The sequence below is a fragment of the Pseudomonas sp. XP2 genome (genome assembly GCF_053557975.1).
This window is the reverse complement of the sequence record NZ_JBNRIK010000029.1, coordinates 14,901-41,235: the sequence shown is the minus strand read 5'-3', so window position 1 is coordinate 41,235 and position 26,335 is coordinate 14,901. Positions and strand designations below refer to the sequence as shown.

The window sequence follows — 26,335 nt, the reverse complement described above, 5'->3', positions numbered from 1 at the left end:
TCGCGTTTCCGATGTGTGAATTAACTCTATTGGTGCGAATCGGCGCGTATCACTGCGGGCTCGCCTTGGCCCGGTGTGCAAGCGCGTGATCACGCGTTAAAAGCGCTGCTAAAAGAAATCTTTTGAAATCAATAAGTTGATTGAGTCGATTCAATGATGGTGGCAATCGGCCAATCGAAGTAATTGAATCGAGTTTATTTTTGTAATTACAATGATTGAGTCGATGCAATGTGGTGGTGCCTGGAGCGGCACCTCTCGCTCGTATCGCTCAAGTGTGAACGGTTTCAAAAACTGCCGCGTCTGCCCGGCATAGCAAGACACCGAATGGCCAATGGAATAGCACCTGAAATGGAAAGCGCACACCTGCAACAAGCAGCCGAGCCTCAAACCTCACTGGAAATCCGCCTGCCCTGGGTAGTCTCCAGCGCCTGGCAAACCTTGCTGAGCAATACGCCGCTCGATTTCGAAACCAGCAAAGAGCTTTACCCGCAACTCAAGGAGCAGGCGCAAGAGGTCCTGGGCAAAGCACTGTGCCAGCAAATCCGGGGTTTCGTTGAGGATCCGCAACTGACCAGCATGATTGTGCGTAATTGCCCACGCGATCGCGATGTGCCTCCGACCCCTTACTCTGGTGTGCTCAGCCCGCGCAGCACGCCGATTGCCTGTCTTGTCAGCCTGACCATGCAGCATCTGATGGGCATCAACCCGGTTGTCTACGAGGGTGAAAATGACGGGCGTCTGTTTCGCCATGTAATCCCTGCCCGTACTTCATCCAGCCAAAAGAGTTCACATGGCTCGCGGCTGCGCTTCTCCTATCACGTCGACAATCCGGACCTGCCATTGTCCTCCGAGCCGCTGGGTAGTGTTTCCTGCTGCCCGGAATACCTGTCGTTCTTCGGTATGCGCTGTGACCCGCGTATCAGTACCACCTTGGTCAACCTTGACGCAGTGATCGCGTCGCTGCCCTTGGCCACCGTGCGTGAACTGTGCGAAGCGCAGTTCGAAATCCGCCGCCCTGATTCGTTCACCGGTAACCGCCGTTGCACCGCTGAGTTGCCGGTACTGGTGCGCGGCCATTCAGGCGAGTGGCTGTGCCGCTTCGACAGCGAGAACACCCACGGGCTGAACCTGCGAGCCGAGCAGGCCCTGGCCACCCTGCGCGGTCTGTTGGAAACCCGGCGTTTCGATGAGCCTCACCTGCTGCTGCCAGGCGATTTCATGATCTTCAAGAACCAGCGCGTGCTGCATGCCCGTGATGGTTTCGAGCCGCAGAACGACGGTGCTGACCGTTGGCTGCTACGGGTGTTCGCGGTCAACGACCTGAACCGGGTGCGCTTTGCCCGGGCCGATCACCTTTACGAAGTGCTCTCCTGATTTCTCTTCATTTTTCGACGGAATTACTGCTATGGAACTGTTAGGCGCTTACTGGGCGGAACACTGGCTGCTGGCGATCCTGCTGCTGGGCGCCATTGCCTTTGTCGCGGGCTTTGTGGACAGCATTGCCGGGGGCGGCGGGTTGTTTCTGGTGCCAGGGTTTTTGCTGGTGGGCATGCCGCCTCAGGTAGCGCTGGGGCAGGAAAAACTGGTCAGTACGCTGGGTACGCTGGCCGCGATCCGCAACTTCCTGGCCAACAGCAAGATGGTCTGGCAGGTGGCACTGGTTGGCGTACCTTTCTCACTGCTCGGCGCCTACCTGGGAGCGCACCTGATTGTCTCGATCTCTCAGGAAACCGTGGGCAAGATCATCCTTGCATTGATCCCTTTCGGCATTCTGATTTTCCTCACCCCCAAGGACCGCCCGATAGAGGAGCGAGTGCTGTCGGCGCGGATGCTCTACACCGTCGTGCCGTTGACCTGTCTGGCCATCGGCTTTTACGACGGCTTCTTCGGCCCAGGTACCGGCAGCATGTTCATCATCGCGTTTCACTACCTGCTGCGCATGGACCTGGTTTCCAGCTCGGCCAACTCCAAGACCTTCAACTTCGCCTCCAATATCGGTGCGCTGGTCGCCTTCATCATGGCCGGCAAGGTTGTCTATCTGCTGGCGTTGCCGCTGGTGGCATGCAACATCCTCGGCAATCACATGGGCAGTGCATTAGCACTGCGCAAAGGGAATGACGTGGTACGCAAGGTTTTGGTGTTTTCCATGCTGTGCCTGTTCACCAGCCTGGGCGTGAAGTACCTGGTCTGACAATACCTCTGGGAGACAAACCTGATGAAAACTGCATTCGTGACTGGCGCCTCCTCAGGCTTTGGCCGAGCTATATGCCGCACCTTGGTTGCCAAGGGCTACCGTGTGATCGGTGGTGCCCGCCGTATGGACAAGCTGCAGGCACTGGAGCATGAGCTTGGCGACAACTTCATTCCACTGGCGCTGGATGTGACTGATGGGCAGTCGATCAGCGCAGCAGTGGCGCAGATCAACGAAGCTGCGTCGAGCATCAATGTGCTGGTCAACAACGCAGGCCTGGCGCTGGGTATCGAGCGGGCTCAGGCCTGCAGCGCCGAGAACTGGCAGCGCATGATCGACACAAACATAACCGGCCTGGCCATGGTCACCCATGCGGTGTTGCCACAGATGGTCGAAGCCGACAGTGGGATGATCATCAACATGGGTTCGATTGCCGGCACTTACCCCTACCCGGGTGGCAATGTTTATGGCGCAAGCAAGGCATTCGTGCGTCAGTTCAGCCTGAACCTGCGCGCCGATCTGGCAGGCACCCGCGTGCGGGTCAGCAACATCGAGCCTGGGCTGTGTTCCGGGACCGATTTCTCGGTGGTACGCCTGAACGGCGACCTGAATGCGGTGGATGCGTTGTACCGTGATGTGCAGGCAATCCTGCCTGAGGACATTGCCGCCATGGTTGCCTGGATCGCCGAACAGCCGCCACACGTAAACATCAATACGCTCGAAATCATGCCGGTGGCGCAGAGCAGTGCAGCCTTGAACGTGGCGCGCAATCTGCCGCGGTGCTGACCGGGATCAATCGCACTTTTGCCATTCTTGACTAGTCTTAACGGTTGGCGGCATCACTTTGCCGCCACCGTGATGACCCGAGGTGCCGGCAATGCCCCGAGCGCCCGAAACCTGATCAGGAGTGCACGATGGACCTCAACCGTCGGCAATTCTTCAAGGTCGCCGCAGTCGGCCTTGGAGGCTCGAGCCTGGCAGCGTTGGGCATGGCCCCGACGCCGGCCTTCGCCGAGCAGGTGCGCCACTTCAAACTGGCGCATACCAAAGAAGCCCGTAACACTTGTCCCTACTGCTCGGTCGGCTGCGGCTTGATCCTGTATAGCCAGGGCGATGCGGGCAAAAACGTTAAACAGAGCATCATCCACATCGAAGGTGACGCCGACCATCCCGTCAACCGTGGCACGCTCTGCCCGAAAGGTGCCGGCCTGCTGGACTTTATCCACAGCCCAAGCCGCCTGCAGTACCCCGAGGTGCGCAAGCCTGGCAGCAAGGAGTGGGTGCGGGTGAGCTGGGATGAGGCGCTCGACCGCGTCGCCGGCCTGATGAAGCAGGACCGCGACGCCAACTTCATCGAGAAGAACGCCCAGGGGCAAACTGTCAACCGCTGGCTTACCACCGGTTTTCTTGCTGCCTCCGCCGCCTCTAGCGAGGCTGGCTACCTGACCCACAAGGTCGTCCGCGCAACAGGCATGCTGGGGTTCGATAACCAGGCACGTGTCTGACATGGCCCGACGGTGGCAAGTCTTGCCCCGACGTACGGCCGTGGCGCCATGACCAACCACTGGTCCGATATCGCCAACGCGAATCTGGTCCTGGTGATGGGTGGCAACGCAGCAGAAGCGCATCCGTGCGGCTTCAAATGGGTGACCGAGGCCAAGGCGCACAACAAGGCGCGGCTGATCGTGGTCGACCCACGCTTTACCCGTACCGCTTCGGTCGCGGATTACTACGCGCCGATCCGTACCGGTACCGACATCGCCTTCATGGGCGGGCTGATCAATTACCTGCTGAGTACTGACAAGATCCAGCACGAGTACGTGCGCAACTACACCGACGTGTCGTTCATCGTCAAAGAGAGCTATGGCTTCGAGGATGGGCTGTTCAGCGGCTACGACGAGACCAAGCGTGTGTATGCCGACAAGTCCGGCTGGGGTTACGAGCTGGGTGAGGACGGTTTTGCCAAAGTCGACCCGACCCTGCAGCACCCTCGCTGTGTGTTCCAGCTGATGAAGCAGCATTACAGCCGCTACACCCCGGAACTGGCCAGCATGATCTGTGGCATGCCGCAGGATGCCATGATGAAGGTCTGGGAAGAGATCGCCACATGCTCGGTACCGGGCAAGACCATGACGATTCTCTATGCGCTGGGCTGGACGCAACACTCGATCGGTGCGCAGATCATTCGCAGCGCGGCCATGGTCCAGCTTCTGTTGGGTAACGTCGGCATGCCGGGTGGCGGGGTCAACGCCTTGCGCGGGCACTCCAACATCCAGGGGCTGACCGACCTCGGCCTGCTGTCCAACTCGCTGCCGGGTTACCTGACCCTGGCTGGCGATGCCGAGCAGGACTACGCCAGCTACATCGACAAGCGCGCTTCCAAGCCATTGCGCCCTGGGCAGCTGTCGTACTGGCAGAACTATGGCAAGTTCCACGTCAGCCTGATGAAGGCCTGGTACGGCGCCAACGCCACGGCAGACAACAACTGGGGTTACGACTGGCTGCCCAAGCTCGACGTGCCTGCCTATGACGTGCTGCGCATGTTCGAGATGATGAGCCAAGGCAAGGTCAACGGCTACGTATGCCAGGGCTTCAACCCGATTGCTGCGCTGCCGGACAAGAACCGCGTGACTGCGGCGTTGGGCAAGCTCAAGTGGCTGGTGATCATGGACCCGCTGGCTACCGAGACCTCGGAGTTCTGGCGCAATGCCGGGCCGTTCAACGACGTCGACACGGCCAGTATCCAGACCGAAGTGATCCGCCTGCCCACCACCTGCTTCGCCGAGGAAGACGGCTCGCTGGTCAACAGCAGCCGTTGGCTGCAGTGGCACTGGAAGGGCGCCGACGGCCCTGGCGAGACCCGCACCGACGTGCAGATCATGAGCGAGCTGTTCCTGCGCCTGCGTCAACGCTACCAGACCGAGGGCGGCGCCTACCCCGACCCGCTGATGAACATCAGCTGGCCGTACAAGATCCCTGAAGAGCCCTCCCCGGAGGAGCTGGCCAAGGAGATGAACGGCTGGGCAGTCACCGACGTTACCGACGCCACCGGCGCCATGCTCAAAGCTGGCCAGCAGCTGTCGGGCTTCGGGCAACTGAAGGACGATGGCAGCACCGCGTCTGGCTGCTGGATCTTCGCCGGCAGCTGGACCGAGCAGGGCAACCAGATGGCCCGTCGCGACAACAGCGACCCCTACGGCATGCATCAGGTGCAGAACTGGGCCTGGGCCTGGCCGGCCAACCGCCGCATCCTCTACAACCGTGCCTCCAGCGACCCACAAGGCAAGCCGTGGGACCCGGAGAAAAAGCGCCTGGTGTGGTGGAACGGCAAGGCCTGGACCGGCACCGACGTGCCGGACTTCAAGGTCGACTCGCCACCGGAAGCGGGGATGAACCCGTTCATCATGAACCCCGAAGGCGTGGCGCGTTTCTTCGCCATCGACAAAATGGCCGAAGGCCCGTTCCCCGAGCACTACGAGCCATTCGAAACACCGATTGGCATCAACCCGCTGCACCCGCAGAACAAGAAGGTGGTCAGCAACCCGGCCGGGCGCATTTTCGACTCGGTGTGGGACACCCTCGGCACGCACGACGAGTTCCCCTATGCGGCGACCACGTACCGGCTGACCGAGCACTTCCACTTCTGGAGCAAGCATTGCCGGCTCAACGCCATTGCCCAGCCCGAGCAGTTCGTCGAGATAGGCGAGGTGCTGGCCAATGAGAAAGGCATCAAGGCCGGCGACCGGGTGCGGGTGTCGAGCAAGCGCGGGCATATCGATGCGGTGGCGGTAGTGACCAAGCGGATTCGCCCGCTGCAGGTCAACAACCAGACCGTGCACCAGATCGGCATCCCGTTGCATTGGGGCTTCACCGGCGCAACGCGGCATGGCTACCTGACCAATACCCTGGTGCCATTCCTTGGTGACGGCAACACGCAGACGCCGGAGTCCAAGTCGTTCCTCGTCAAAGTGGAGAAACTCTGATGGCCAGCCAAGACATCATCGCCCGCTCGGCCACCACCACCGTACCGTCTTCGGTACGTCAGCAGCAGGAAGTCGCCAAGCTGATCGACACCACCAAGTGCATCGGCTGCAAGGCCTGCCAGGTGGCGTGCTCGGAGTGGAACGAACTGCGTGACGAGGTCGGCCACAACCACGGTACCTACGACAACCCCCAGGACCTCACCGCCGAGACCTGGACCCTGATGCGCTTCACCGAGCACGAGCGCGACGACGGCAACCTGGAGTGGCTCATCCGCAAGGATGGTTGCATGCACTGCGCCGACCCCGGTTGCCTGAAGGCCTGCCCCAGCCCGGGGGCGATCATCAAGCACGCCAACGGTATCGTCGACTTCAACCAGGACCACTGCATTGGTTGCGGTTACTGCATCACCGGCTGCCCGTTCAACATCCCGCGCATCTCGCAAAAGGACCACAAGGCTTACAAGTGCACCCTGTGTTCCGACCGCGTCAGCGTGGGCCTGGAGCCGGCCTGTGTGAAAACCTGCCCGACCGGTGCGATCGTGTTCGGCAGCAAGGACGAGATGAAGGTGCACGCTGCCGAGCGCATCGTCGACCTGAAGTCACGGGGCTACGACAAGGCGGGGTTGTACGACCCGGACGGCGTCGGTGGCACCCACGTGATGTACGTGCTGCATCATGCCGACACGCCGAGGCTGTACGCCGGCCTGCCGGACCAGCCGGTGATCAGCCCGCTGGTGGGGCTTTGGAAAGGCTTCACCAAGCCGCTGGCGCTGCTGGCCATGGGCGCAGCGGTGCTGGCGGGGTTCTTCCACTACGTGCGGGTTGGCCCGCAGCGGGTAGAGGAAGACGAACACCCGACGCCGCCCGATGACAGCGTGCACCAAGTGGACCCCGCGGTGCATGTCTACGATCCGAAGCAGCCCGGTGGGCAAGGGGAGCAGCGGCCATGAACGACAACAAACCCATCCTGCGCTACACCGCCAACGAGCGGACCAACCACTGGATCGTCGCCATTCTGTTCTTCATGGCCGGGCTTTCCGGGCTGGCGCTGTTTCACCCGGCGCTGTTCTGGTTAAGCCATCTGTTCGGCGGCGGGCCGTGGACACGCATCCTGCACCCGTTCATGGGCGTGGCGATGTTCGTGTTTTTCCTCGGGTTGGTGGTGCGCTTCTGGCGCGCCAACTTCATCACCGCCAACGACCGCCTGTGGTTGCGCCGCATTGATCGGGTGATGGTCAACCGCGAGGACGGCGTACCCCCCATCGGCAAGTACAACGCAGGGCAGAAGCTGCTGTTCTGGACCCTGTTGTTGTGCATGCTGGTGTTGTTGGTTAGCGGCGTGGTGATCTGGCGGGCGTATTTCAGCCATTTCTTCGACATCGGCGCGATTCGCCTGGCGTCGCTGGCTCACGCGCTGGCGGGCTTCGTGCTGATTCTCAGCATCATCGTGCACATTTACGCCGGCATCTGGATCAAGGGCTCGATCGGCGCCATGCTGCACGGCTGGGTCAGCCGTGCCTGGGCGCGCAAGCACCATGCGTTGTGGTACCGCGAAGTCACAGGTGACAAGACACCGGGCAATCACGGACGAAAAGAAGGATAAGCGCTTGAGCACGATACTCGAACCCGGGCAGATTGAAGCGTCGGCAGTAGCGCCGCCGTTTTTGCACCTGCCCCCCGCCAATCTGTTCGAGCTGCGTGCCGCACGCCTTGAGCAACTGGCCGAAGGCAATGCCCTTGGTGACTACCTGCAGTTGATTGCACGGTTATGCCGCATCCAGCAGCAGCTTGTGGATAACCCCCCCGCCGGCATGCCGGTGGCCGAGGAGCGCCAGCGCCTGTGCATAAGCCATGGTTTGCCGCCGCTGGCGGCCGACAGCCTGGTGCGTGAAGGGCCGTGGCTTGTCTGGTTGCAAGCCCTGCTAGAGCACTTCAGCGGCGCAACAACCGGCCCGATGGGGGAGGCGTTGCAGGCGCTGCGCGGCAGTGATGACCACCAGCGCAAAGGCTGGGGCATTGCCTTGCTGGCTGGCCAGTACGATGCGGTGCCTGCAGCACTGGTGCCGTTCCTGGGGGCTGCGCTGCAGGCAGCCTGGTCCAGTTGGTTGCTGGCGCTGCCGGCGCCTGAACTCAAGCCCGCCGGTAGCCTGGCCCAGTGCCCGGCGTGCGGTTCGCCGGCTACGGCCGGGGTGGTGCGCAACCGTGGCAAGCACAATGGTTTGCGTTATCTGGCCTGTTCGCTGTGCGCCTGTGAATGGCATGTGGTGCGGGTCAAATGCGTGTACTGCGAGTCGAGCAAGGACTTGCGCTACACCAGCCTGGAGGATGACCGCCACGCGCCGGGCAAGGCGCCGCTGCGCGCCGAATGCTGCCCGGGGTGCAACAGCTACCTGAAGCAGAACTACCTGGAGAACGACGCGGCGGCCGAACCGCTGGCCGATGACCTGGCCAGCCTGGCGCTGGATATGCGCCTGGACGAGGAGGGCTTTCATCGCCTGGCGCCCAACCTGATGCTCGCCCCGGGTGGTGGGTGAGTGTCTACACTGAAACACCGAGTTGCCTTCTTCGCGGGTAAACCCGCTCCCACAGGTACAGTACCTGCTTTGACATCGGTGCAATACCTGTGGGAGCGGGCTTGCTCCGCGAAGAGGCCAGAACAGACAACGGACCAGCTCAAGGTAGTACCTGATGTCTTCAAGCCTCGCCGATAACACCCCACGCCTGCCTTCCATCGACACCCTCCTGCGCCACCCGGCCTGCCTCCCGTTGATCGATCGCCACGGCCGCGAGGGCGTGCTGAATACGCTGCGCCAACTGCTAGACGACCTGCGCGAACCCGCCCGGCAAGGCCAACTCACCCCCGCCGAACTGGCCCCCGAAATCCTCTTGGGTCGCACCGGCGAGCGCCTGGCCACCCAGCAACGAAGCCAGGTCCGCCGCGTGTTCAACCTCACCGGCACCGTGCTGCACACCAACCTGGGCCGCGCCTTGCTACCGGAAGAAGCCATTGAGGCCATGCAAACCGCCGCCCGCTATCCGCTCAACCTGGAGTTCGACCTGGCCACCGGCAAACGTGGCGACCGCGATGACTTGATCGAAGGCCTGATCCGCGAGCTGACCGGTGCCGAAGCCGTCACCGTGGTCAACAACAATGCTGCCGCTGTGTTGCTGGCGCTCAATAGCTTGGGTGCACGCAAAGAAGGCATCATTTCGCGGGGAGAACTGATCGAGATTGGCGGCGCATTCCGTATCCCCGACATCATGGCCCGTGCTGGCGTAAAGTTGCACGAGATCGGCACCACCAACCGCACCCACGCCCGCGACTACGAGGCTGCCATCGGCCCGCGCACCGGCTTGCTGATGCGCGTGCATTGCAGCAACTACAGCATCCAGGGCTTCACCACCCATGTACCCACGGCCGAGCTGGCGCGCATCGCCCACCAGCATGAACTGCCGCTGCTCGAAGACTTGGGCAGTGGCAGCCTGTTGGACCTCACCCGCTGGGGCTTGCCCGCCGAGCCCACGGTGCGTCAGGCGTTGGCCGACGGTGCCGACATCGTCACCTTCAGCGGCGACAAACTGCTGGGCGGGCCGCAAGCCGGGATTATCGTCGGTCGCAAGGACTTGATTGCCAGGATCAAGAAAAACCCACTCAAGCGTGCGCTGCGCGTCGACAAGATCACCCTCGCTGCACTCGAAGCGGTGCTGGCGCTGTACCGCAACCCTGACCGCCTGGCCGAGCGCCTGCCCAGCCTGCGTCTGTTGACCCGTAGCCAGGCCGACATACAGGCCCAGGCCGAACGCCTGGCCCCTGAGCTCAAGGCTCGCCTCGGTGAGCAATGGGCTGTCAGCGTGGAGCCGGCGCTGGGCATGATCGGCAGTGGCAGCCAGCCGGTGGCGCGCCTGCCCAGTGCAGCCCTGTGCCTGCGCCCGCAGGTATCGAAGAAGTTGCGAGGGCGCAGCCTGCATGTGCTGGAGCGGGCGCTGCGCGGCCTGCCGGTACCGGTGCTCGGCCGTATCGATGACGACGCTCTGTGGCTGGACCTGCGCCAACTGGATGACGAAGCCGAGTGGCTGGCGCAGTTACCCACCCTGCAACTGGGGCCGGTGCAGTGATCGTCGGCACCGCCGGCCATATCGACCATGGCAAGACCGCACTGCTGCAGGCGCTGACCGGGCAGGCCGGCGACCAGCGTCAGGAGGAGCGTGCACGCGGCATGACCATTGACCTGGGCTATCGCTACGCGGCGCTGGTTGAAGGTGCACCGCTGACCGGCTTCATCGATGTGCCGGGTCACGAGCGTTTTATCCACAACATGCTGGCTGGTGCCCAGGGTATCGACTTGGTGTTGCTGGTGGTGGCTGCCGACGACGGGGTCATGCCGCAGACCCGCGAGCATCTGGCGATCATCGAGCTGTTGGGCATTCCCCAGGCTTTGGTGGCGATCAGCAAATGCGACCGCGTCGAGCCCTTGCGCGTGGCCGAAGTTAAGCTGCAAGTCGAAGAGCTGCTGGCGCGCGGGCCCTATGCCGGGGCGCAGCAGTTTCCATTGTCGAGCATCAGTGGGGAAGGCGTAGCTGCGCTACGTCAGGCCTTGCTGGAGGCCGAAGCCACGGTGCGGCAGCGCAGCGATAGCGGCGGTTTTCGTCTTGCTGTGGACCGTGCTTTCGCGGTTACCGGTGCCGGCGTGGTGGTAACCGGCACGGCGCTGGCGGGGCGCGTCAGTGCCGGTGACACCTTGTTGCTGGGCAAGGCCGGCAAACCGGTGCGGGTACGAGGCCTGCATGCGCAGAACCAGGCCGCGCTGGTGGCTGAGGCGGGCCAACGGGTGGCGTTGAATATCACGGCCGAACGCCTGGCGCTGGAGCACGTGCATCGGGGTGACTGGCTGGTGCCTGAGTGGCTGCATGCGCCCAGCGTGCGGGTGGATATCGAGCTGAACCTGCTGCCGGGCGAGCCCCGCACGTTTGAGCATTTCAGCGCTGTACACGTGCACCTCGGCACCCAGGATGTAACCGCCCGCGTGGCCTTGCTCGAAGGCGAGTCCTTGGTGGCGGGCCAGCGCATGTTCGCCCAGCTGCTGCTCAACGCGCCGTTGCAGGCCGTGCACGGCGATCGCCTGGTGCTGCGTGACCAGCGTGCCCAGCGTACTTTGGGGGGCGGCAAAGTACTGGACCCGTTCGCGCCAAGCCGGCAGCGCCGCAGCGATGAGCGCCTGCGCCAGTTGCAGGTACTACGAGATACCGAGGACCTGGAGCAGGCCTTGCCAGCACTGCTCGCTACCGCGCCCGGTGGTATTGACCCCCAGCGGCTCGAGCGGCAGTTCAATCGCCCGCGTGCAACATGGCAGCTGCCGGAGGATGTATGGGTGGTGGCCACGCGGCAGGGGCAACTGCTGTTTGCCAACCGCCAGTGGCTGGCGCTGAAGCAACAGGTGGTGGAGCAGTTGGCGCGGTTCCATGAGCAGGAACCTGACCAGCTTGGCCCGGACCGAGACCGCCTGCGCCGCTTTGCGGCCTTGCCCCTGGAGCGGCCGGCATTCGTCAGCCTGCTGGACGAACTGCTCCACGACGGCGCCATCGCCAGCAGCGGGCCGTGGATGCATCTGCCCGATCACAAGGTGCAGTTGAGCGAAGCCGACAGTGCGTTGTGGGCGCGCTTGCAGCCGAAGTTGCTGGACGGGCAGTACGATCCGCCCTGGGTCAGGACGCTGGCAAATGAGGAAAACTGCGCCGAAGCCGACGTGCGCCTGCTGCTGCGCAAGCTGGCTCGGCTCGGTGTGGTGCACCAGGTGGTGCGTGACTTGTTCTACCCCGAAGCGACACTACAGCGCATGGCAGAGCTGTTGCTGGGGCAGGCCGGCGAAACGCCGATAGTGCAGGTGGCCGCGTTTCGCGATATGTTGGGCATCGGTCGCAAGCGCAGTGTGCAGATTCTGGAATATTTCGACCGCATCGGCCTGACCCGCAGGGTGGCCGACCAGCGTCACATCCGCGCCGACAGCGCCCTGGCCCAGCAACAGGCCAGGCACTGAGTTCAAGGAAGGCAATCGCGCCCGGTGGCGCGGCCGGGCTTCAAACCCGGTTGGGGACGGCAGCCGTTCCCGGGCAGGTTCGACTCCCGCTGCCTTCCGCCATTTTCATTCGCCTGTCGGGGCTCTACGGGGCGCTTCACAGCTCTTGGGACTTGCACGGTACCTGTGGGAGCGGGTTCACCCGCGAAGAGGCCCTGAAGGGTGAAGCCTAAGCCCGCTCCCCACACAGATCCAGGGCAAACCACTGTTCTGCAGTATCCACATCCAACCCCGCCCCCAGCAGCGCAACCATCTTGCCCAGCGCCGCTTCACGGGTCATGCCACCGCCACTGACCAGCCCGGCCCCACGCAAGCGGTTACCCGCCGCATAGGTATCGAATACCACCGAACCCTCAGGGCACTGGCTGATAGCCGCCAGCATCACGCCGCGCTGGCGTGCTGCGCTCAGCACACTCAGCAGCGCCTGGTCATCTGACGGCCCGGTACCGCTGCCGTAGCACTCCAGCAGCAAGCCCTGCACACCACTGTCGATCAAGGCTTGCAGGTGCGCGGCCTGCAGCCCGGGGAACACCGGCACGATCGCCAGGTTGACCGGCTGACGCGGATGCTTGTAGCCAAGTTCGGCAGGGATAACATGGGCCCGCTCGCCGTCACGATGGCGCGGCAGCGCAGCAAAGGCATCGAACGCCTCGCTGCGCAACTTTGATGCCCGGCAGCCATGCAGCAACTGGCCATGGAAGTACAGCTGCACGCCATCCTCCAGGCCGGATTCGAACTGCTGCAACGCGCCGCACAGGTTGGCCCAGGCATCGCTGTCTGTGGCACCTGCCGGCAGCATCGAGCCGGTCAGCAGCACCGGCACTGGCAAACCCAGCAGCAAGAACGATAACGCCGCAGCGCTGTAAGCCATGCTGTCGGTACCGTGCAGCACCAGCACGCCATCATGGCCTGCCACCTCCACGGCTTCGACGATGGCATCGCGCATCGCCAGCCAGTTGTGCTGCTGCATGTTGGCGCTGTCGAGCAGCGGGTTCAGTTCCTGCAAGGTCCATTGCAGCCGGGGCGCGTCGGCCATGTGGGCGAAGTGTTCGCGCATCCGCGCTTCGAAGCCACCGGCCGGCGCCAGGCCTTCCGGGGTTTCGAGCATGCCGATGGTGCCACCGGTGTAGAGAACGAGAAGATTCTTGACTGCACGCATGGAAAACATCCGTAGCGGTGAGCGGAGAAAGAAAAGCCGCCCGCGGAAGGGGCGGCTGGGCAGGGGAGGATATCAGCGCTGCGGCTGAGCCTGGACGGCTGCTTTGTCAGCGGCTGTTTCCACCTGCGGATTGGCAGGCCAGGCATTGCGGTCCAGGTCCAGGTCGGCGAACTTGGACGAATCGAACACAGGCTGGCCGATGCCGGCCTTGCGCTGGTCGTCGTAGTCACGCATGACGCGCAGGCCGACCTTGAACAGCAGGGCCAGGGCCACCAGGTTGACGAAAGCCAGGCAGGTCATGGTGATGTCGGCGAAGGCGAACACGGTCGACAGGTCCTGCATCGAGCCCCACACCACCAGTGCCAGCACCAGGCCACGGAACACCATCAGCACCACACGGTTGCGGGTGAGGAACTGCAGGCTGTTTTCGCCCAGATAGTAGTTGTAGAGAATGCAGGTGAACACGAACAGCGACAGCGCCACGCTGACGAACACACGGCCCCAGTCACCGACCACGGCGGCCAGCGAGTTCTGGGTCAGGACAATGCCGTCACCCTCGAAGCCCGGGGTGTAGAAGCCCGACAGCAGGATCAGCAGCGCGGTGCAGGTGCAGATCACGAAGGTATCGAGGAACACACTGAAGGCCTGGACCACGCCCTGGGCGCCCGGGTGTTTCACGGCTGCCACGGCGGCGACGTTCGGCGCACTGCCCAGGCCCGCTTCGTTGGCAAACACGCCACGCTTCACGCCCATGACGATGGCGCTGCCGAGCAGGCCGGCGAACGCGGGGTCGAGGCCGAAGGCGCTCTTGAAGATGGTTTCCAGCATGGCCGGCACGTGTTCGATCTGGGTGCCGATCACGTACAGGGTCACGCCGATGTAGGCCAGGGTCTTGATCGGGACCAGCAGGTCCGACACGGCGGCGATGCGCTTGATGCCGCCGATGAAGGTGATGGCCAGCAGCACTGCCAGGACGATGCCGGTCTGGCTTGGGGCAAAGTTGAAGGCGTTCTGCAGCGAGTGGGTCACGGTGTACGACTGCAGGCCGATGAAGGCGAAGCCGTAGGTGACCAGCAGCAGGATCGAGAACACGATGGCCATGCTTTTGCGCTTCAGGCCGTGCTGGATGTAGTACGCCGGGCCGCCACGGTACAGGCCGTCGCCGTCTGCACGCTTGTAGACCTGTGCCAGGGTGCACTCGAAGAAGCTGCTGGACATGCCCACCAGTGCGGTGACCCACATCCAGAACACGGCGCCCGGGCCACCCAGGGTCACGGCAATACCGACACCGGCAATGTTACCGGCACCTACGCGGCCGGCCAGGCTGAGCATCAGAGCCTGGAAGGAGCTCAGCTGGCCTGCCTGGCCACGCAGCGATTCCTTGAAAACGGTGAACATGTGGCCGAAATGGCGGAACTGCACGAAACGCGAACGGATAGTGAAGTAGCTACCCAGCCCTACGATCAGCACGATGAGGAGTTTCCCCGAAAGGAAATCGTTGAGTACTTCGAGCATTGGAAAATGACCTCGATTCTTATTCTTCGTGTGGAAAGACCAGCGGACGGCAGGCGCACCGCTATGCGTTGGGGCGAATGGTTGGCCATGACAAGAGTGGTTACAATTTCGCGGGTTGCTCTGAGTTGATGCTACTTGATGCTACAATGGCGCCATTCGCGTCACCTGGGTTCCGCACATGAGTGAGCATTTCGCCACCAACCTCAAACTGGCCTGCAGCCACTACCGCTCTATCTCCGAAGTTTGCCGGCAGCTCTCGATCAACCGCGCTCAGTTCAACAAGTACCTGAGCGGGCAGAGCCGTCCGACGGCTTTCAACCTCAAGCGCATTGGCGATTTCTTCGGGGTCGAGGATTACGAGTTGAACCTGCCGGCCGAGCAGTTCGCCCGGCTGATCGGTGCGCGGGTGTCGACCCTTGCCGAGCAGCCCAGCGACCCGATCAGCGAACTGTTCCGCCCGCTGCATGACCATGCGGGCAACCTGTCGCGCTATTGCGGTTATTACTTCGAGTATTCCAACTGCATGTCGGTGCCGGGCACGATCCTGGTCTCGCTGGTGCACCTGTGGGAGGAGCGCGGCCGTTTCCTGTTCGAGCGCCAGGAGCGCCAGGAACGTTCCAGTGCCACGGACCAGCATGCCGAGGTGCGCTGCCGCTACCTGGGCGCGGCGTTCCAGCTGCAGGACCGGGTGTTCCTCATCGACTACGAGTCGCTCACCTTCAACGAAATGAGCCAGACCATTCTCATCCCCAGCTTCAAAAGCCGCATCACCCGCCTGAACGGCCTCAAGGCCGGGGTTTCCAGCGGCGACCGGCGCAACCCGGCCTGCACCCGGGTGGTGTGGGAGTACCTGGGCGAGGAGATCAATCGCATCAATGCATATCGGCAGGTGAAACTGTACCGCCCGGATGATCCGCGAATAGATGATGATGTGCGTGAGCGGTTGAGTGTGGGGCCGTTGCGCAACAGCTTGTTTGAGATTGAATAGATTGAGTGCCTGTACGGGTCTTGTTGCCGGGGCCTCACCTGTTGGAAAGGGGCGGTGCTCCCGGCTCAATGACTGTTCAGAAAAGACTAAGTTGCCGCAACCACTCCCCAGCCGGACGCCCCTCATCGAGTAAAAGCTTCAAGGACATCAAGCAGCAAACAGTGATCAGCAGTGGCTTGATTAGCCGTGGTCCGAAGTAGATAGCGCAACGTGCGCCGAGTTGGGCGCCAACAATGGCACAAAGCGCCATTGCCAGGGCTAAAGGCCAGATGATTGCGCCGCTAAAGGCAAAGACTGAAAGGGCGCCTAGGTTGCAGGATGCATTGAGCAATTTGCTGTTGCAGATCGCCTGCATAAGATGCTGACCCAAGAGTAAGGTGAAAGCGACCATGAAAAACGAACCCGTGCCTGGTCCAAAGATCCCGTCGTAGAAACCAATGACTGGCGCAACTGCCAGCGTGAAGCCCAGATACGACATCCTCTGCCGACGATCCTTGGTACCAAGCTTGGGGCTGAACGTAAAATAGCCGGCTACTGTAATTAGCAAGATGGGGACAATTGACTCGAGGAGCGCTTTATCGAGCATGCTGATCGACAACGCGCCTGTAACGCCCCCCGCGAACGACAAAGCGGCCATCGGCCAGCCAGTCCGCCACTGGATCATTCTCTTTCGGGCGAACGCCCACACTGCTGAAACACTTGCTGAAGAGGCCTGAAATTTATTGGTAGCCATTGCAGCCAATGGGTCGACACCTGCAATGAAAAAAGCTGGTAACGTGAGTAATCCTCCGCCTCCTGCTATCGCATCAAAAAAACCGGCGAGCAAGGCGACAGAGGCCAGCGCCAAGAGTATTGAAACTTCAATCTCCACTTTTCTTTTCCCCGCCTTAGCCGCGTACGATCAATGGGTCTTGTTGTAAAATCACAGGCCGGGCATCAGGTGAGTACCCAAATAGTCGAACCAGCAGTCTGCGGTTGTCCTTGATGACGTCGCGGGCGTGAAGTGCCTGGCAATTATTGATCAATAGTGCAGAGTCGGGGCTTGGCAGGAAATCGTAGGGTTGCTCTTTGTCCAGCAAGTCTCGCAATGTTTGATAAGCCTGTCGTGTCGAATGGTTAGCTTCATCATGCAGTGAGTGCCTATAGCTGCTATATCGGAGGGTGAAATCGCCTCTAACATCGAACTGAAGAATCGAATTTGCGATCGTCGCCTGACTCTCATCCTTCACGAAGCAGTCGCTGCGGGTAAAGCAGAATGACTTGGAAGATAGCGCCAGTGCCTCAAGGCCGTTGAGATTTGAGATCGCATTGCGCACGGGTATGAGTTTGGTCGGTTCCTGTAATGGATTCCATCTTGCACTCAGGATCAATGCGCTTGGAGCAGGGGAATGCTCACCCTCGAACTGAACTGAGCAGTTGTAAGGAGGTTCAGTGTGTGGGCCCAGTTGAACGCCTGCATGGGAGCTCAGTTCGGCTTGATGCAGGTTGAGTTCATTCGGTAGCAATCGCACTCCGCCACCTTTGAAATTTCCAACAAGCCGTACTTGCATACCGCCATTGTCGATATCAAAAGCGAATGAGCGGTAGTCGACAAGGCTCAAAAGAATCTGGTTTCGTGAGGCCATATAGACGGTAACCGGATCGATCTTCAAAATATCAATGTCTGCCAGCTCGCTCGGTACAGGGCCCACGTTAGGAACTTTCATTGCAGCGAATTCAAGTGCTGCTGCTTTTCCGGAGGCAAATATTTCTAGCAAAGCAAGCTGTGCGTCATCCAGTGAATTCTTCAAGATTTTTGCCTGACAGGCAGATAGGGGAGCAGCTCCGCGACATCTGGGCCGCCGACAGCGGCAGTTTGTCGTGAGCCGTGATCAAGTATGCTGGCTTGCATTTTACTAAATGTGAGATGAAGGGTCTCGGTTCCGGCCTTAGCGTTTACCCCTTCCATTTTTATTCTCCTTGTATGTAGGTAAAGGTGACTCTTCTTGTTAGGGCGGAGACTATTTAGCCAGAGACCTTTTACCGATGATGTAAGGTGGAGCCCTTGCGAGCTGTAGGGAATGTCTATGGGTGTGGTAGGAATCGTCTTGGGTGGGTAGTGCTGTCAGCCTCAGGGTTGGACTTCCCCGCCCGGAAACCGCAAAATGACCCCTTTCCTTCATCAACCTCTCGGATCTGCTGACTCTATGCGTATGCGCCTAATGCTGTTGGGTGGTGGCAATGCCCTCGGGCAAGCGCTGATTCGTCTTGGGGCCGAGGAGGACATTGCTTTCCTGGCGCCGCGCCCTCCCGAGAATGGCTGGACGCCGGCCAACCTCACTCAGTTGCTCGACGATCACCGCCCCGACGCCTTGGTCAACCTGGCCTATTACTTCGACTGGTTCCAGGCCGAGTCGGTCAGCGAGCAACGCCTGGCTCAACAGGAGCGGGCGGTGGAGCGGCTGGCAGAGCTGTGCCAGCACCACCAGATCACCCTGGTGCAACCTTCCAGCTACCGGGTATTCGATGGTTCGCGGGCAACGGCCTACAGCGAAAAGGACGAGCCCGTGCCGCTGGGCCTGCGTGGCCAGGCCTTGTGGCGCATCGAGCAGAGTGTGCGCGCGACCTGTCCGCAGCACGTACTGCTGCGCTTCGGCTGGTTGCTCGACGAGAGCATCGACGGCTCGCTGGGCCGCTTCCTGACCCGTGCCGAGCAACCGCAGGAGCTGCTGCTGGCCGATGACCGGCGTGGCAACCCGACACCGGTCGACGATGCCGCACGGGTGATTCTGTCGGTGCTCAAGCAACTCGATTGCAGTGCGCCGCTGTGGGGCACTTACCATTACGCCGGCAACGAGGCGACCACGCCGCTGGCGCTGGGCCAGGCGATTCTTACCGAAGCAGGCCAACACCGCCAGCTGGCGGTGCAGGCGCCGACACCGCAGGCCCATGCCGCACGGCCGGATGCCAGCGAAGAGCCGCAGAACGCTGTACTGGCCTGCAAGAAAATCCTTCATACCTTCGGCATCAAGCCGCGCGCCTGGCGCGCCGGCCTGCCGCCTCTACTGGACCGGTTCTACCGCCATGGCTGACGCCCCCATCCTGATCACCGGCGGTGCCGGCTTCATTGGCTCCCACCTGTGCGATGCGTTGTTGGACAAGGGCTACGCCGTACGCATTCTCGACGACTTCTCCACCGGCCGGCGCAGCAACCTGCAGGTTGGCCACCCGCGTCTGGAACTGATCGAAGGCGATGTCGCCGACGCCGGGCTGGTCATGCAGGCCGCGGCAGGCTGCAGTGCCGTGGTGCACCTGGCGGCGGTGGCCTCGGTACAGGCCTCGGTCGAAGACCCGGTGCGTACCCACCAGAGCAACTTCATTGGCACCCTGAACGTGTGCGAAGCCATGCGCGTGCAGGGGCTGCGCCGGGTGTTGTTCGCCTCCAGTGCGGCGGTGTACGGCAACAATGGCGAAGGCGAGTCGATTGCCGAAGACACGCCCAAGGCGCCGCTGACCCCCTATGCCGTGGACAAGCTGGCCAGTGAGCAGTACCTGGACTTCTACCGCCGTCAGCATGGGCTGGAGCCGGTGGTGTTCCGCTTCTTCAACATTTTCGGGCCACGCCAGGACCCGTCCTCACCGTATTCCGGGGTAATCAGCATCTTCTGCGAGCGCGCAGTGCAGGGCTTGCCGATCACCCTCTTCGGCGATGGCGAGCAGACCCGCGACTTCCTCTACGTGGGCGACCTGGTGCAGGTGATGGTGCAGGCGCTGGAGCAGCCGCAGGTCGAGGAGGGGGCGGTGAACATCGGCCTCAACCAGGCTACCTCGCTGAACCAGTTGCTGGTGGCGCTTGAGAAGGTGGTGGGCAGCTTGCCGGCGATTACGCATGTGGCGGCGCGTGCCGGTGACATTCGCCATTCGCGGGCGGATAACCAGCGGTTGCTGGCGCGGTTCGAGTTTCCGCAGGCGACGCCGATGGTCGAGGGCCTGGCCAAGCTTCTCGGTAAACACTGAGCCCCTGGGGGCGCTTTGCGCCCCTTTCGCGACGCAAGGCCGCTCCCACAGGGACAGCGTGCAGCCAATTGACTTGCGCTCAGTGTGGGAGCGGCCTTGTGTCGCGATGGGCTGCGCAGCAGCCCCAAAAATCACCCATGCCGCACAACCCTGCGCAGGCAATCCTCGGCCCCCAGTACCCGCCCATCCAAAGCGCGCACCTGCAATGTCTCGATGGCCTGCCCTTTGGCAGCCTCGAACAATTCAGAACGCGCTTCCCCCGCTTCAAACAGGTATCGCTCCCCCCACTGCCTCAAGCCAACCACCACCGGAAACACCGACAGCCCTTTCTCGGTCAGCACATATTCCTTGTAGGCAGAGCCATCCGATGCCGGCTGCAGCGCCAGTAATCCGCTCTCCACCAGCAGCTTGAGCCGCGAGGCGAGGATGTTCTTGGCCAGCCCCAGGTTCTTCTGAAATTCACTGAACCGCCGCAGCCCGTCAAAGGCATCGCGCAGGATCATCAGTGCCCAGCGATCACCCAGCACCTCCAGCGCCCGGGCTACGGGGCACTGCGCATTGTTTTCATCGAGCATGGGTCAAACCTGTGTTGATTATCTGGTTGCAGATTAAAACCACATTTGCTAAATAGCCAGTATGTGGTTTCAAATCGAAACCAGATGGACGAGGCCGGCCTTATGACACCTTTGCTGACACGCTGGATAATCCTGTTGCTTGCCACCACCAGCGCCATGGCGGTGGCGACGGTTTACTTCGCCCAGCCTCTGCTCGAGTCGATGGCTGCCGACCTGGGGGTGGCGCAGCAGCAGATTGGCTGGGCGGTCGGCGCCACCCAGGCAGGCTACGCCCTGGGGCTACTGCTGATCGTGCCTCTGGGGGACTTGGTCGATCGCAAGCGCCTGTTGCTCGGGCAGTTGTTGTTCTCGGCGCTGGCGCTGGTCGGCGTGGGCATGGCGCCGAACTGGGCGATGTTACTGCTGGCCTTGGCCATTACCGGGCTGATGGCCGTCATGGTGCAGGTAATGGTGGCGCATGCGGCCAGCCTCGCCTCGCCTGGCGAGCAAGGGCAGGCCGTGGGCACCGTCACCAGTGGCATTGTGCTGGGGATTCTGTTGGCGCGGCTGGTGGCGGGCGGGCTAGCCGACCTGGCCGGTTGGCGAAGTGTTTATCTGGTTGCCGCAGGGCTGCTGATGTTACTGGCCGTGGTGCTGTGGCGCAGCCTGCCCAGCAGGCAGCCGTTGATGCACCGGCCTGGCTACCGGGCGATGCTCGTGTCCCAGTTCCGTTTGTATCGGGAAGACACGCTGCTGCGCCAGCGCGGGGTGTTTGGGGTATTGATCTTTGCCGCGTTCAGCGTGCTGTGGAGCGCCATGGTCATGCCCCTCAGTGCTGCGCCATTGGCTATGAGCCATGCCGAAATTGGCCTGTTCGGCCTGGCAGGTGTTGCAGGTACTCTGGCGGCAGCGCGCGCCGGTCGCTTGGCCGACAGGGGGCTGGGAGAGCGCACCACCGGGTTGGCGCTGGCGCTGCTGACGCTGTCGTGGTTGCCCACCGCTTTTGTCGGGCAGTCCCTGATAGCCTTTGTGCTAGGCGTGCTGATGCTGGACTTTGCCGTGCAGGCGGTGCATGTCACCAACCAGAGCCTGTTACTGGCAGGGCGCGGCGCGATGGCCAGCCGCTTGATCGGTGCCTACATGTGCTGCTATTCGCTTGGCAGCGGGCTGGGGGCGGTGCTTGCGAGTTGGGTGCATGCCCATTGGGGGTGGGCTGCGGTGTGTGGGCTTGGCATGGCCTTCAGTGCGGCAGCGCTGGGCTACTGGCTCTGGTTGCAACGCGCGAGGGCGGCCGAAGCCGCCCTGCAGTGTTCAGGTCAGAACTTGTAGCCAAGGCCGACCATGTACACCCACGGGTCGACGTCGACGTCGACCTTGGTCTTGCTGTAACCCAGCGCGGTCGGGCCGTTGACGCTGGCCTTGGTGTCGATGTCGACATACCAGACCGAGGCGTTGACCAGCAGGTTGTCGGTCAGCATGTAATCCATACCCAGTTGGCCGGCAATACCTACCGAATCCTGCAGCTTGAGGTTGCTGAAGCCTTGTTGCTTGCGTGCGCTGCTCAGGTCTTCGTCAAAGAACAGGGTGTAGTTGATACCCACGCCGGCGTACGGCTGGAAGCGCGAATTCGGCTCCATTGGGTAGTACTGCAGCGACAGGGTCGGTGGCAGTTGCTTGATGTCGGCCAGTTTGCCGTCCAGCCCGCCGCCCAGGCCTTTTACGCCGACGGTGTGCTTGAACGGGGTGGCTGCCAGCAGTTCCAGGCCGATGTGGTCGGTGAGCATGTAGGCAAAGGTCAGGCCCAGCTGGGTGTCGCTGTCCAGGGTCGCTTTGGTGCCCGACACTTTGTTGCCGTCGAACTTCAGGTCGCCGCTGCTCTCGTTCGGGGCAGTGGTGATTGCGCCTGCGCGCAAGATCATGTCCCCCGCCTGATAGGCGTGGGCGGCAGGGGCGGCGAGCGCAAGGGCCACAAGCGAGGCGCCGAGCAAGGACTTGTTCATGGAAGCTCCCAAAGGACGTTATTAATCGAGTAGTCCAATGGTACGGAGGTGGTTAAACAGAAAGTTTGACCCAGCTCAAAGAAGCGTCTTCACGAATTCGAAACAGTTCTCATCTCAGCTCATAAACATAGATTTTCTCGGCTTCCATCTGATAGCCGGCGTCGGCCAGTTCGCTGCTGGAGGCTCTAACCTGCAGCTTTCCCTCGATCCAGTAGGGCTGGTAGAGGTCTTCGACACGCACGCCCATCTCGCTGAAAATGTGCACGATCTGATTCGACGGTGGCGGCGGCACATGGATGCACGCACCGTAATAAGGGACCAGCAGGAATTCGGTGGTGCGGCCTTCTTCGCTGACCTCCAGTGGCACGATGTAGCCAGGCAGCTTGACCTGTTGGCCGTCGAGCTCTTTTACAACCGGGGCGTCGGGGGCTTGCTGACGCGCGGGCGGGGCAGATTCGGCAGCCAGGGCGTTGCTGAGCTGTGACATGTCGTGCAGCGGCGCCAGTTGTGGCGGGATGACCGGGGCGCCTTCGGGGATCAGGGCGGGCCAGTCCAGCTCCTTGGGTTCGGCGGCCCAAAGAGGCATCGCCACCAGCAACAGCAGGGCCAGCAGCATGCGCATGGCCGGCCTCTTCGCGGGCATGCCCGCTCCCACAGGTCCTCTACAAGGCCTGAGGCTAGTGGAGAACCCTGTGGGAGCGGGCGTGCCCGCGAAGCAGGCGGTGAGGTGTCTGATCATTACGCGCACTCAGAGGTGTATGGACAGGCCATCGGCCAGCGACTGCCGATAAGCCCGCCACGCCGGCACGCTGCCCATCAGCAACGCCGCCCCCAGGATGATAGCCAGCAAGGTCCATTCATGTGCGCTCGGCAGAGCCAGTGGCAAATACAAACCATAGTTGGCCTGCACGTACCCCTGCGCCAGGACAATCCCCGCATACAGCAAGCCAAGCCCGGCCACGATCCCGACCGCTGCCAGTGACAGCGCTTCCAGTACCAGCAGCCCCGCGATATGCCACGGCCTGGCCCCGACCGACCGCAAGATCGCCATCTCCCGGCGGCGCTCGTTGAGGCTGGTGAGAATTGCCGTGAGCATGCCGATCAAGCCGGTCAGCACCACGAACAGCGAGACCACGAACAACGCTTGTTCCGCCGTGCCCATCAGGCTCCATAGCTCCTGTAGGGCCACGCCCGGGAGGATTGCCAGCAACGGCTCGCTGCGGTACTCGTTGATCTCGCGCTGCAGGCTGAAGGTCGCGATCTTGTTGTTAAGGCCCAGCATGAACGCGGTAATGGCTGTGGGTTGCAGGTCCATCGTGCGTGCCTGCTCGGCGCTGATGCGCCCAGCGCCACGGGCGGGTACGCCGTTGTGCCAGTCGATATGGATGGCCTGCATACCGCCCAGGCTGATATGCAGGGTGCGGTCGACCGGTGTGCCGGTGCGCTTGAGCACACCGACCACGGTGAATGGCTTGTCATCATGCTTGACCAGGCTGATGGCGGCCACGCCGTGGGCCAGCACCAGCTTCTCACCCAGCTTGTAGTGCAACGCCTCGGCCACTTCAGCGCCGAGCACCACCTCGAACGGGTCGCTGGCGAACTCACGCCCCTGGCTCAATTCAAGATGCTGGCGGCGGCCGTACTGGTAATGGCTGAAGTAATCCGTCGTGGTGCCCATCACTCGGTAGCCGCGGTGCGAGTCGCCCAGCGAGATCGGGATCGCCCATTTCACTCGCGGGTCCTGCGCATAGTGCTGGAAGCTTTCCCAGCGGATGTTGTTGGTCGCGTTGCCAATGCGAAACACCGAATACAGCAGCAGGTTCACCGAACCGGAACGGGCGCCGACGATCAGGTCGGTGCCGCTGATGGTGCTGGCGAAGCTGGCGCGAGCTTCGGTGCGAACGCGCTCCACGGCCAACAGCAGGCACACCGAAAGGGCGATGGCAAAGGCGGTGAGAAAGGCGGTGAAGCGGCGGTTGGCCAGGCTGGCCAGGGCAAGGCGGAGCAGGTACATCAGGCCTCCCGGGGCTTGGCGGCGCGGTTGAGGTCGGCCAGGGAAAGGTGACGGTCGAACAGGGGCGCCAGGCTCTGGTCGTGGCTGACGAACAGCAAGCTGGTGCCGGCAGCGCGACACTCATCGAACAGCAGGCGGATGAACGCTTCGCGTGTGTCAGCATCCAGCGCCGAGGTCGGTTCGTCGGCAATCACCAGCTCCGGCTGACCGATCAGGGCGCGGGCAGCGGCGACGCGCTGCTGCTGGCCGATCGACAGGCTGTCGGCGCGGCGGGCGAGCAGGGCCGGGTCGTCCAGGCCCAGGTGGGCGAGCAGCGTGCTTGCGGCCTGGTCGACACTGCCGTGGCGCTGCTCGGCGCGTGCCTTGCGGCTGCGCGAGAAGCGGCAGGGCAGCTCGACGTTCTCACGTACCGAGAGGAATGGCAGCAGGTTGAACTGCTGGAAAATGTAGCCCGTGTGATCGACCCGAAAGCGATCACGGGCACCCTGGCCCAGCTTGCCGAGGTCCTGCCCGAGCAACTGGATGCTGCCCTGCGCCGGCACGTTCACCCCGCCCAACAGGCCCAGCAAAGTGGTTTTGCCACTGCCGCTGGGGCCCTTGAGAAACAGGGCTTCACCCGCGTTCAGGTGGAATGCCGGAATAGCCAGCAGCGGCGGCTGACCTGGCCAGGCGAACACCAGGTCATGCAGTTCGATCAGCGGCTGGTTCATTCAGAAGGCGACCACTGCCTTGGCAGGCGTGGTTTCCACGCCTTTCTGGCCGTTGGGGCCGATCAGTTGCACGTTGATTTTCTGGGTGGCCGGGAAGGCCTTGAACAGGGGCGTCAGGTCGAACTGTGTGAGTTTTTCGGGGTTGGCGCAGGTCAGTTGGTAATGGGCGCCGATGTCGCTGTGCGGGTGGCCATGCGCGTGTTCATCGTCATCGTCGTCAGCTTTCGCGGCGTCACCGAACAACGGGCTTTCCAGTTCCTGCTGTTCTTCCTTGCAGTGTGCTGCTGCAGAAAGGCCGAACAGCTTGAGGGGTTGTTCGAGTTGCTGGTGCACGGCAGCGACCTTGGCCTTGTCGGCATCACTGCTTGCGGCATTTTCGAAGCCCACCAGGTTCATCGCCGGGCTGTCCAGCTCCAGCTCAAGGGTGTTGCCATCGAGCACGACGTTGAGCTTGGCCACGCCATGCTCGTGGGCGCCGAGCGTACCATGGGCGTGATCATGATCATGGTCATCGTGGGCATGGGCCACGGCCAGTGGCAGCAAGGCGAAGGGCAGGGCGAGCAGCAGGCGACGCATGGACGACTCCGGAGCGGGCTGGAAGATTGAGTTATGTTATAACAACTTTTCTGCGCGCCGCCAGCCTGCGTGGCTAAGGTTTCATGTTGCGGTAGCATGGCTGCATTGACTTGGGCTCAAGGAACGCATCATGAGAATTCGTGGACAGATTGGTGACTGGCCGGTGGACCTGACCATCGAGCTGGCGCCTGAAGAGTGGGCGCAACTGGGTAAGCAAATCGAGGTGCCTGCAGTGGTTCAAGGTGCTGCGACGCTTACAGTGGCGGCACCGCGCCAGGATGACGGGCAATGGACCGCCGCGCGTGATGTGTTGCGCCTTGCCGGGCAGATGAGCGGGCCGGAGTTGCTGGACCGGCTGGAAGGGCTGGCGGGAAGCACGGCGGCAGGCAAACGGCTGCTGGTGCGCTTGCGGCACAGCAGTGAGGTGAAGGTGGAAAGTGGCGTGGATGCGCCGGTCTATCACTGGGTTGGGTGAATTGGTATTGCCTGTTCTGGCCTCTTCGCGAGCATGCCCGCCCCCACAGGATTTCACCGCACTTGGGAGCTGTGCACACCTGTGGGAGCGGGCATGCCCG

24 protein-coding genes and 1 tRNA gene are annotated in these 26,335 nt (G+C 62.3%); 15 read left to right on the top strand and 10 right to left on the bottom strand.

Annotated features, from left to right (window positions below; genetic code table 11):
• Positions 1-348: 348 nt before the first annotated feature.
• The 10 genes from ACK1VC_RS24290 to ACK1VC_RS24245 all read left to right on the top strand — a co-directional run bounded on the left by ACK1VC_RS24290 (position 349) and on the right by ACK1VC_RS24245 (position 12,311).
• A complete protein-coding gene (locus tag ACK1VC_RS24290) occupies positions 349-1,374 on the top strand; it encodes a TauD/TfdA family dioxygenase (protein WP_060519291.1) in 1,026 nt (341 codons plus the stop codon).
• A 31-nt stretch (positions 1,375-1,405) separates the two neighbouring features.
• Complete coding sequence (locus ACK1VC_RS24285) at positions 1,406-2,191, top strand: sulfite exporter TauE/SafE family protein (RefSeq protein WP_016484669.1); 786 nt, start codon at positions 1,406-1,408, stop codon at positions 2,189-2,191.
• A gap of 24 nt (positions 2,192-2,215) precedes the next feature.
• Positions 2,216-2,977, top strand: coding sequence for an SDR family NAD(P)-dependent oxidoreductase (locus ACK1VC_RS24280; RefSeq protein WP_016484670.1), 762 nt, complete (start codon positions 2,216-2,218; stop codon positions 2,975-2,977).
• A 128-nt stretch (positions 2,978-3,105) separates the two neighbouring features.
• The gene (gene fdnG / locus ACK1VC_RS24275; protein WP_139138803.1) at positions 3,106-6,174 is read left to right on the top strand and encodes a formate dehydrogenase-N subunit alpha; all 3,069 of its coding nucleotides are present in this window, start codon (positions 3,106-3,108) and stop codon (positions 6,172-6,174) included.
• The gene (fdxH, locus tag ACK1VC_RS24270) at positions 6,174-7,124 is read left to right on the top strand and encodes a formate dehydrogenase subunit beta (protein ID WP_016484673.1); all 951 of its coding nucleotides are present in this window, start codon (positions 6,174-6,176) and stop codon (positions 7,122-7,124) included. The genes fdnG and fdxH overlap by 1 nt, the downstream gene beginning before the upstream one ends.
• A complete protein-coding gene (locus ACK1VC_RS24265; protein WP_016484674.1) occupies positions 7,121-7,777 on the top strand; it encodes a formate dehydrogenase subunit gamma in 657 nt (218 codons plus the stop codon). The genes fdxH and ACK1VC_RS24265 overlap by 4 nt, the downstream gene beginning before the upstream one ends.
• A gap of 4 nt (positions 7,778-7,781) precedes the next feature.
• A complete protein-coding gene (gene fdhE, locus ACK1VC_RS24260) occupies positions 7,782-8,708 on the top strand; it encodes a formate dehydrogenase accessory protein FdhE (RefSeq protein ID WP_191087216.1) in 927 nt (308 codons plus the stop codon).
• A 154-nt stretch (positions 8,709-8,862) separates the two neighbouring features.
• A complete protein-coding gene (gene selA / locus ACK1VC_RS24255) occupies positions 8,863-10,290 on the top strand; it encodes an L-seryl-tRNA(Sec) selenium transferase (RefSeq protein WP_060519289.1) in 1,428 nt (475 codons plus the stop codon).
• Complete coding sequence (selB, locus tag ACK1VC_RS24250; protein WP_197884294.1) at positions 10,287-12,209, top strand: selenocysteine-specific translation elongation factor; 1,923 nt, start codon at positions 10,287-10,289, stop codon at positions 12,207-12,209. The genes selA and selB overlap by 4 nt, the downstream gene beginning before the upstream one ends.
• Before the next feature lie 6 nt (positions 12,210-12,215).
• Positions 12,216-12,311, top strand: a tRNA-Sec gene (locus ACK1VC_RS24245).
• 106 nt (positions 12,312-12,417) lie between these two features.
• Here ACK1VC_RS24245 and ACK1VC_RS24240 read toward each other — a convergent pair.
• Together ACK1VC_RS24240 and ACK1VC_RS24235 are read right to left on the bottom strand one after the other, a co-directional pair.
• On the bottom strand, positions 12,418-13,407 hold the full coding sequence (locus tag ACK1VC_RS24240; RefSeq protein ID WP_411911050.1) for an asparaginase: 990 nt from the start codon (positions 13,405-13,407) through the stop codon (positions 12,418-12,420).
• 72 nt (positions 13,408-13,479) lie between these two features.
• The gene (locus tag ACK1VC_RS24235) at positions 13,480-14,922 is read right to left on the bottom strand and encodes an alanine/glycine:cation symporter family protein (protein WP_191087218.1); all 1,443 of its coding nucleotides are present in this window, start codon (positions 14,920-14,922) and stop codon (positions 13,480-13,482) included.
• A 178-nt stretch (positions 14,923-15,100) separates the two neighbouring features.
• Between ACK1VC_RS24235 and ACK1VC_RS24230 the strand changes: the two genes are divergently transcribed.
• Positions 15,101-15,910 carry a helix-turn-helix domain-containing protein gene (locus ACK1VC_RS24230; RefSeq protein WP_023047574.1) on the top strand — a complete coding sequence of 270 codons (810 nt, stop codon included), beginning with the start codon at positions 15,101-15,103 and terminating at the stop codon, positions 15,908-15,910.
• Between the two features lie 76 nt (positions 15,911-15,986).
• Here the strand turns inward: ACK1VC_RS24230 and ACK1VC_RS24225 are convergent, their stop codons facing one another.
• Both ACK1VC_RS24225 and ACK1VC_RS24220 read right to left on the bottom strand, forming a co-directional pair.
• On the bottom strand, positions 15,987-16,781 hold the full coding sequence (locus ACK1VC_RS24225; RefSeq protein WP_024717609.1) for a TSUP family transporter: 795 nt from the start codon (positions 16,779-16,781) through the stop codon (positions 15,987-15,989).
• A 16-nt stretch (positions 16,782-16,797) separates the two neighbouring features.
• Entirely contained in the window at positions 16,798-17,700 is a 903-nt protein-coding gene (locus tag ACK1VC_RS24220; RefSeq protein ID WP_191087219.1) for a hypothetical protein, read from the bottom strand.
• A 396-nt stretch (positions 17,701-18,096) separates the two neighbouring features.
• On the opposite strand from ACK1VC_RS24220, the gene ACK1VC_RS24215 reads away from it, so the two are divergent.
• Entirely contained in the window at positions 18,097-18,981 is an 885-nt protein-coding gene (locus tag ACK1VC_RS24215) for a sugar nucleotide-binding protein (RefSeq protein WP_024717608.1), read from the top strand.
• Complete coding sequence (locus ACK1VC_RS24210) at positions 18,974-19,906, top strand: NAD-dependent epimerase/dehydratase family protein (RefSeq protein WP_191087220.1); 933 nt, start codon at positions 18,974-18,976, stop codon at positions 19,904-19,906. Before ACK1VC_RS24215 ends, ACK1VC_RS24210 begins: the two co-directional genes overlap by 8 nt.
• Positions 19,907-20,037: 131 nt before the next feature.
• Here the strand turns inward: ACK1VC_RS24210 and ACK1VC_RS24205 are convergent, their stop codons facing one another.
• On the bottom strand, positions 20,038-20,481 hold the full coding sequence (locus ACK1VC_RS24205; protein WP_070086749.1) for a winged helix-turn-helix transcriptional regulator: 444 nt from the start codon (positions 20,479-20,481) through the stop codon (positions 20,038-20,040).
• A gap of 102 nt (positions 20,482-20,583) precedes the next feature.
• On the opposite strand from ACK1VC_RS24205, the gene ACK1VC_RS24200 reads away from it, so the two are divergent.
• Entirely contained in the window at positions 20,584-21,789 is a 1,206-nt protein-coding gene (locus ACK1VC_RS24200; RefSeq protein WP_191087221.1) for an MFS transporter, read from the top strand.
• Here the strand turns inward: ACK1VC_RS24200 and ACK1VC_RS24195 are convergent.
• The 5 genes from ACK1VC_RS24195 to ACK1VC_RS24175 form a co-directional block, all read right to left on the bottom strand.
• Positions 21,777-22,460 (bottom strand): OmpW/AlkL family protein, encoded by a 684-nt coding sequence (locus ACK1VC_RS24195; protein ID WP_014589498.1) that lies wholly within the window; start codon positions 22,458-22,460, stop codon positions 21,777-21,779. The two genes, ACK1VC_RS24200 and ACK1VC_RS24195, sit on opposite strands and share 13 nt — an antisense overlap.
• Before the next feature lie 109 nt (positions 22,461-22,569).
• Complete coding sequence (locus ACK1VC_RS24190) at positions 22,570-23,082, bottom strand: DUF3299 domain-containing protein (RefSeq protein WP_060519277.1); 513 nt, start codon at positions 23,080-23,082, stop codon at positions 22,570-22,572.
• Between the two features lie 126 nt (positions 23,083-23,208).
• Positions 23,209-24,474 carry an ABC transporter permease gene (locus ACK1VC_RS24185; protein WP_191087222.1) on the bottom strand — a complete coding sequence of 422 codons (1,266 nt, stop codon included), beginning with the start codon at positions 24,472-24,474 and terminating at the stop codon, positions 23,209-23,211.
• Positions 24,474-25,184 carry an ABC transporter ATP-binding protein gene (locus ACK1VC_RS24180; protein WP_191087223.1) on the bottom strand — a complete coding sequence of 237 codons (711 nt, stop codon included), beginning with the start codon at positions 25,182-25,184 and terminating at the stop codon, positions 24,474-24,476. The genes ACK1VC_RS24185 and ACK1VC_RS24180 overlap by 1 nt, the downstream gene beginning before the upstream one ends.
• Positions 25,185-25,760, bottom strand: a complete 576-nt coding sequence (locus ACK1VC_RS24175) for a DUF2796 domain-containing protein (RefSeq protein ID WP_191087224.1) — start codon at positions 25,758-25,760, stop codon at positions 25,185-25,187.
• A 130-nt stretch (positions 25,761-25,890) separates the two neighbouring features.
• Between ACK1VC_RS24175 and ACK1VC_RS24170 the strand changes: the two genes are divergently transcribed.
• Positions 25,891-26,235: a hypothetical protein gene (locus ACK1VC_RS24170; RefSeq protein ID WP_191087225.1), complete on the top strand. Its 345-nt coding sequence runs from the start codon at positions 25,891-25,893 to the stop codon at positions 26,233-26,235.
• Positions 26,236-26,335: the final 100 nt, after the last annotated feature.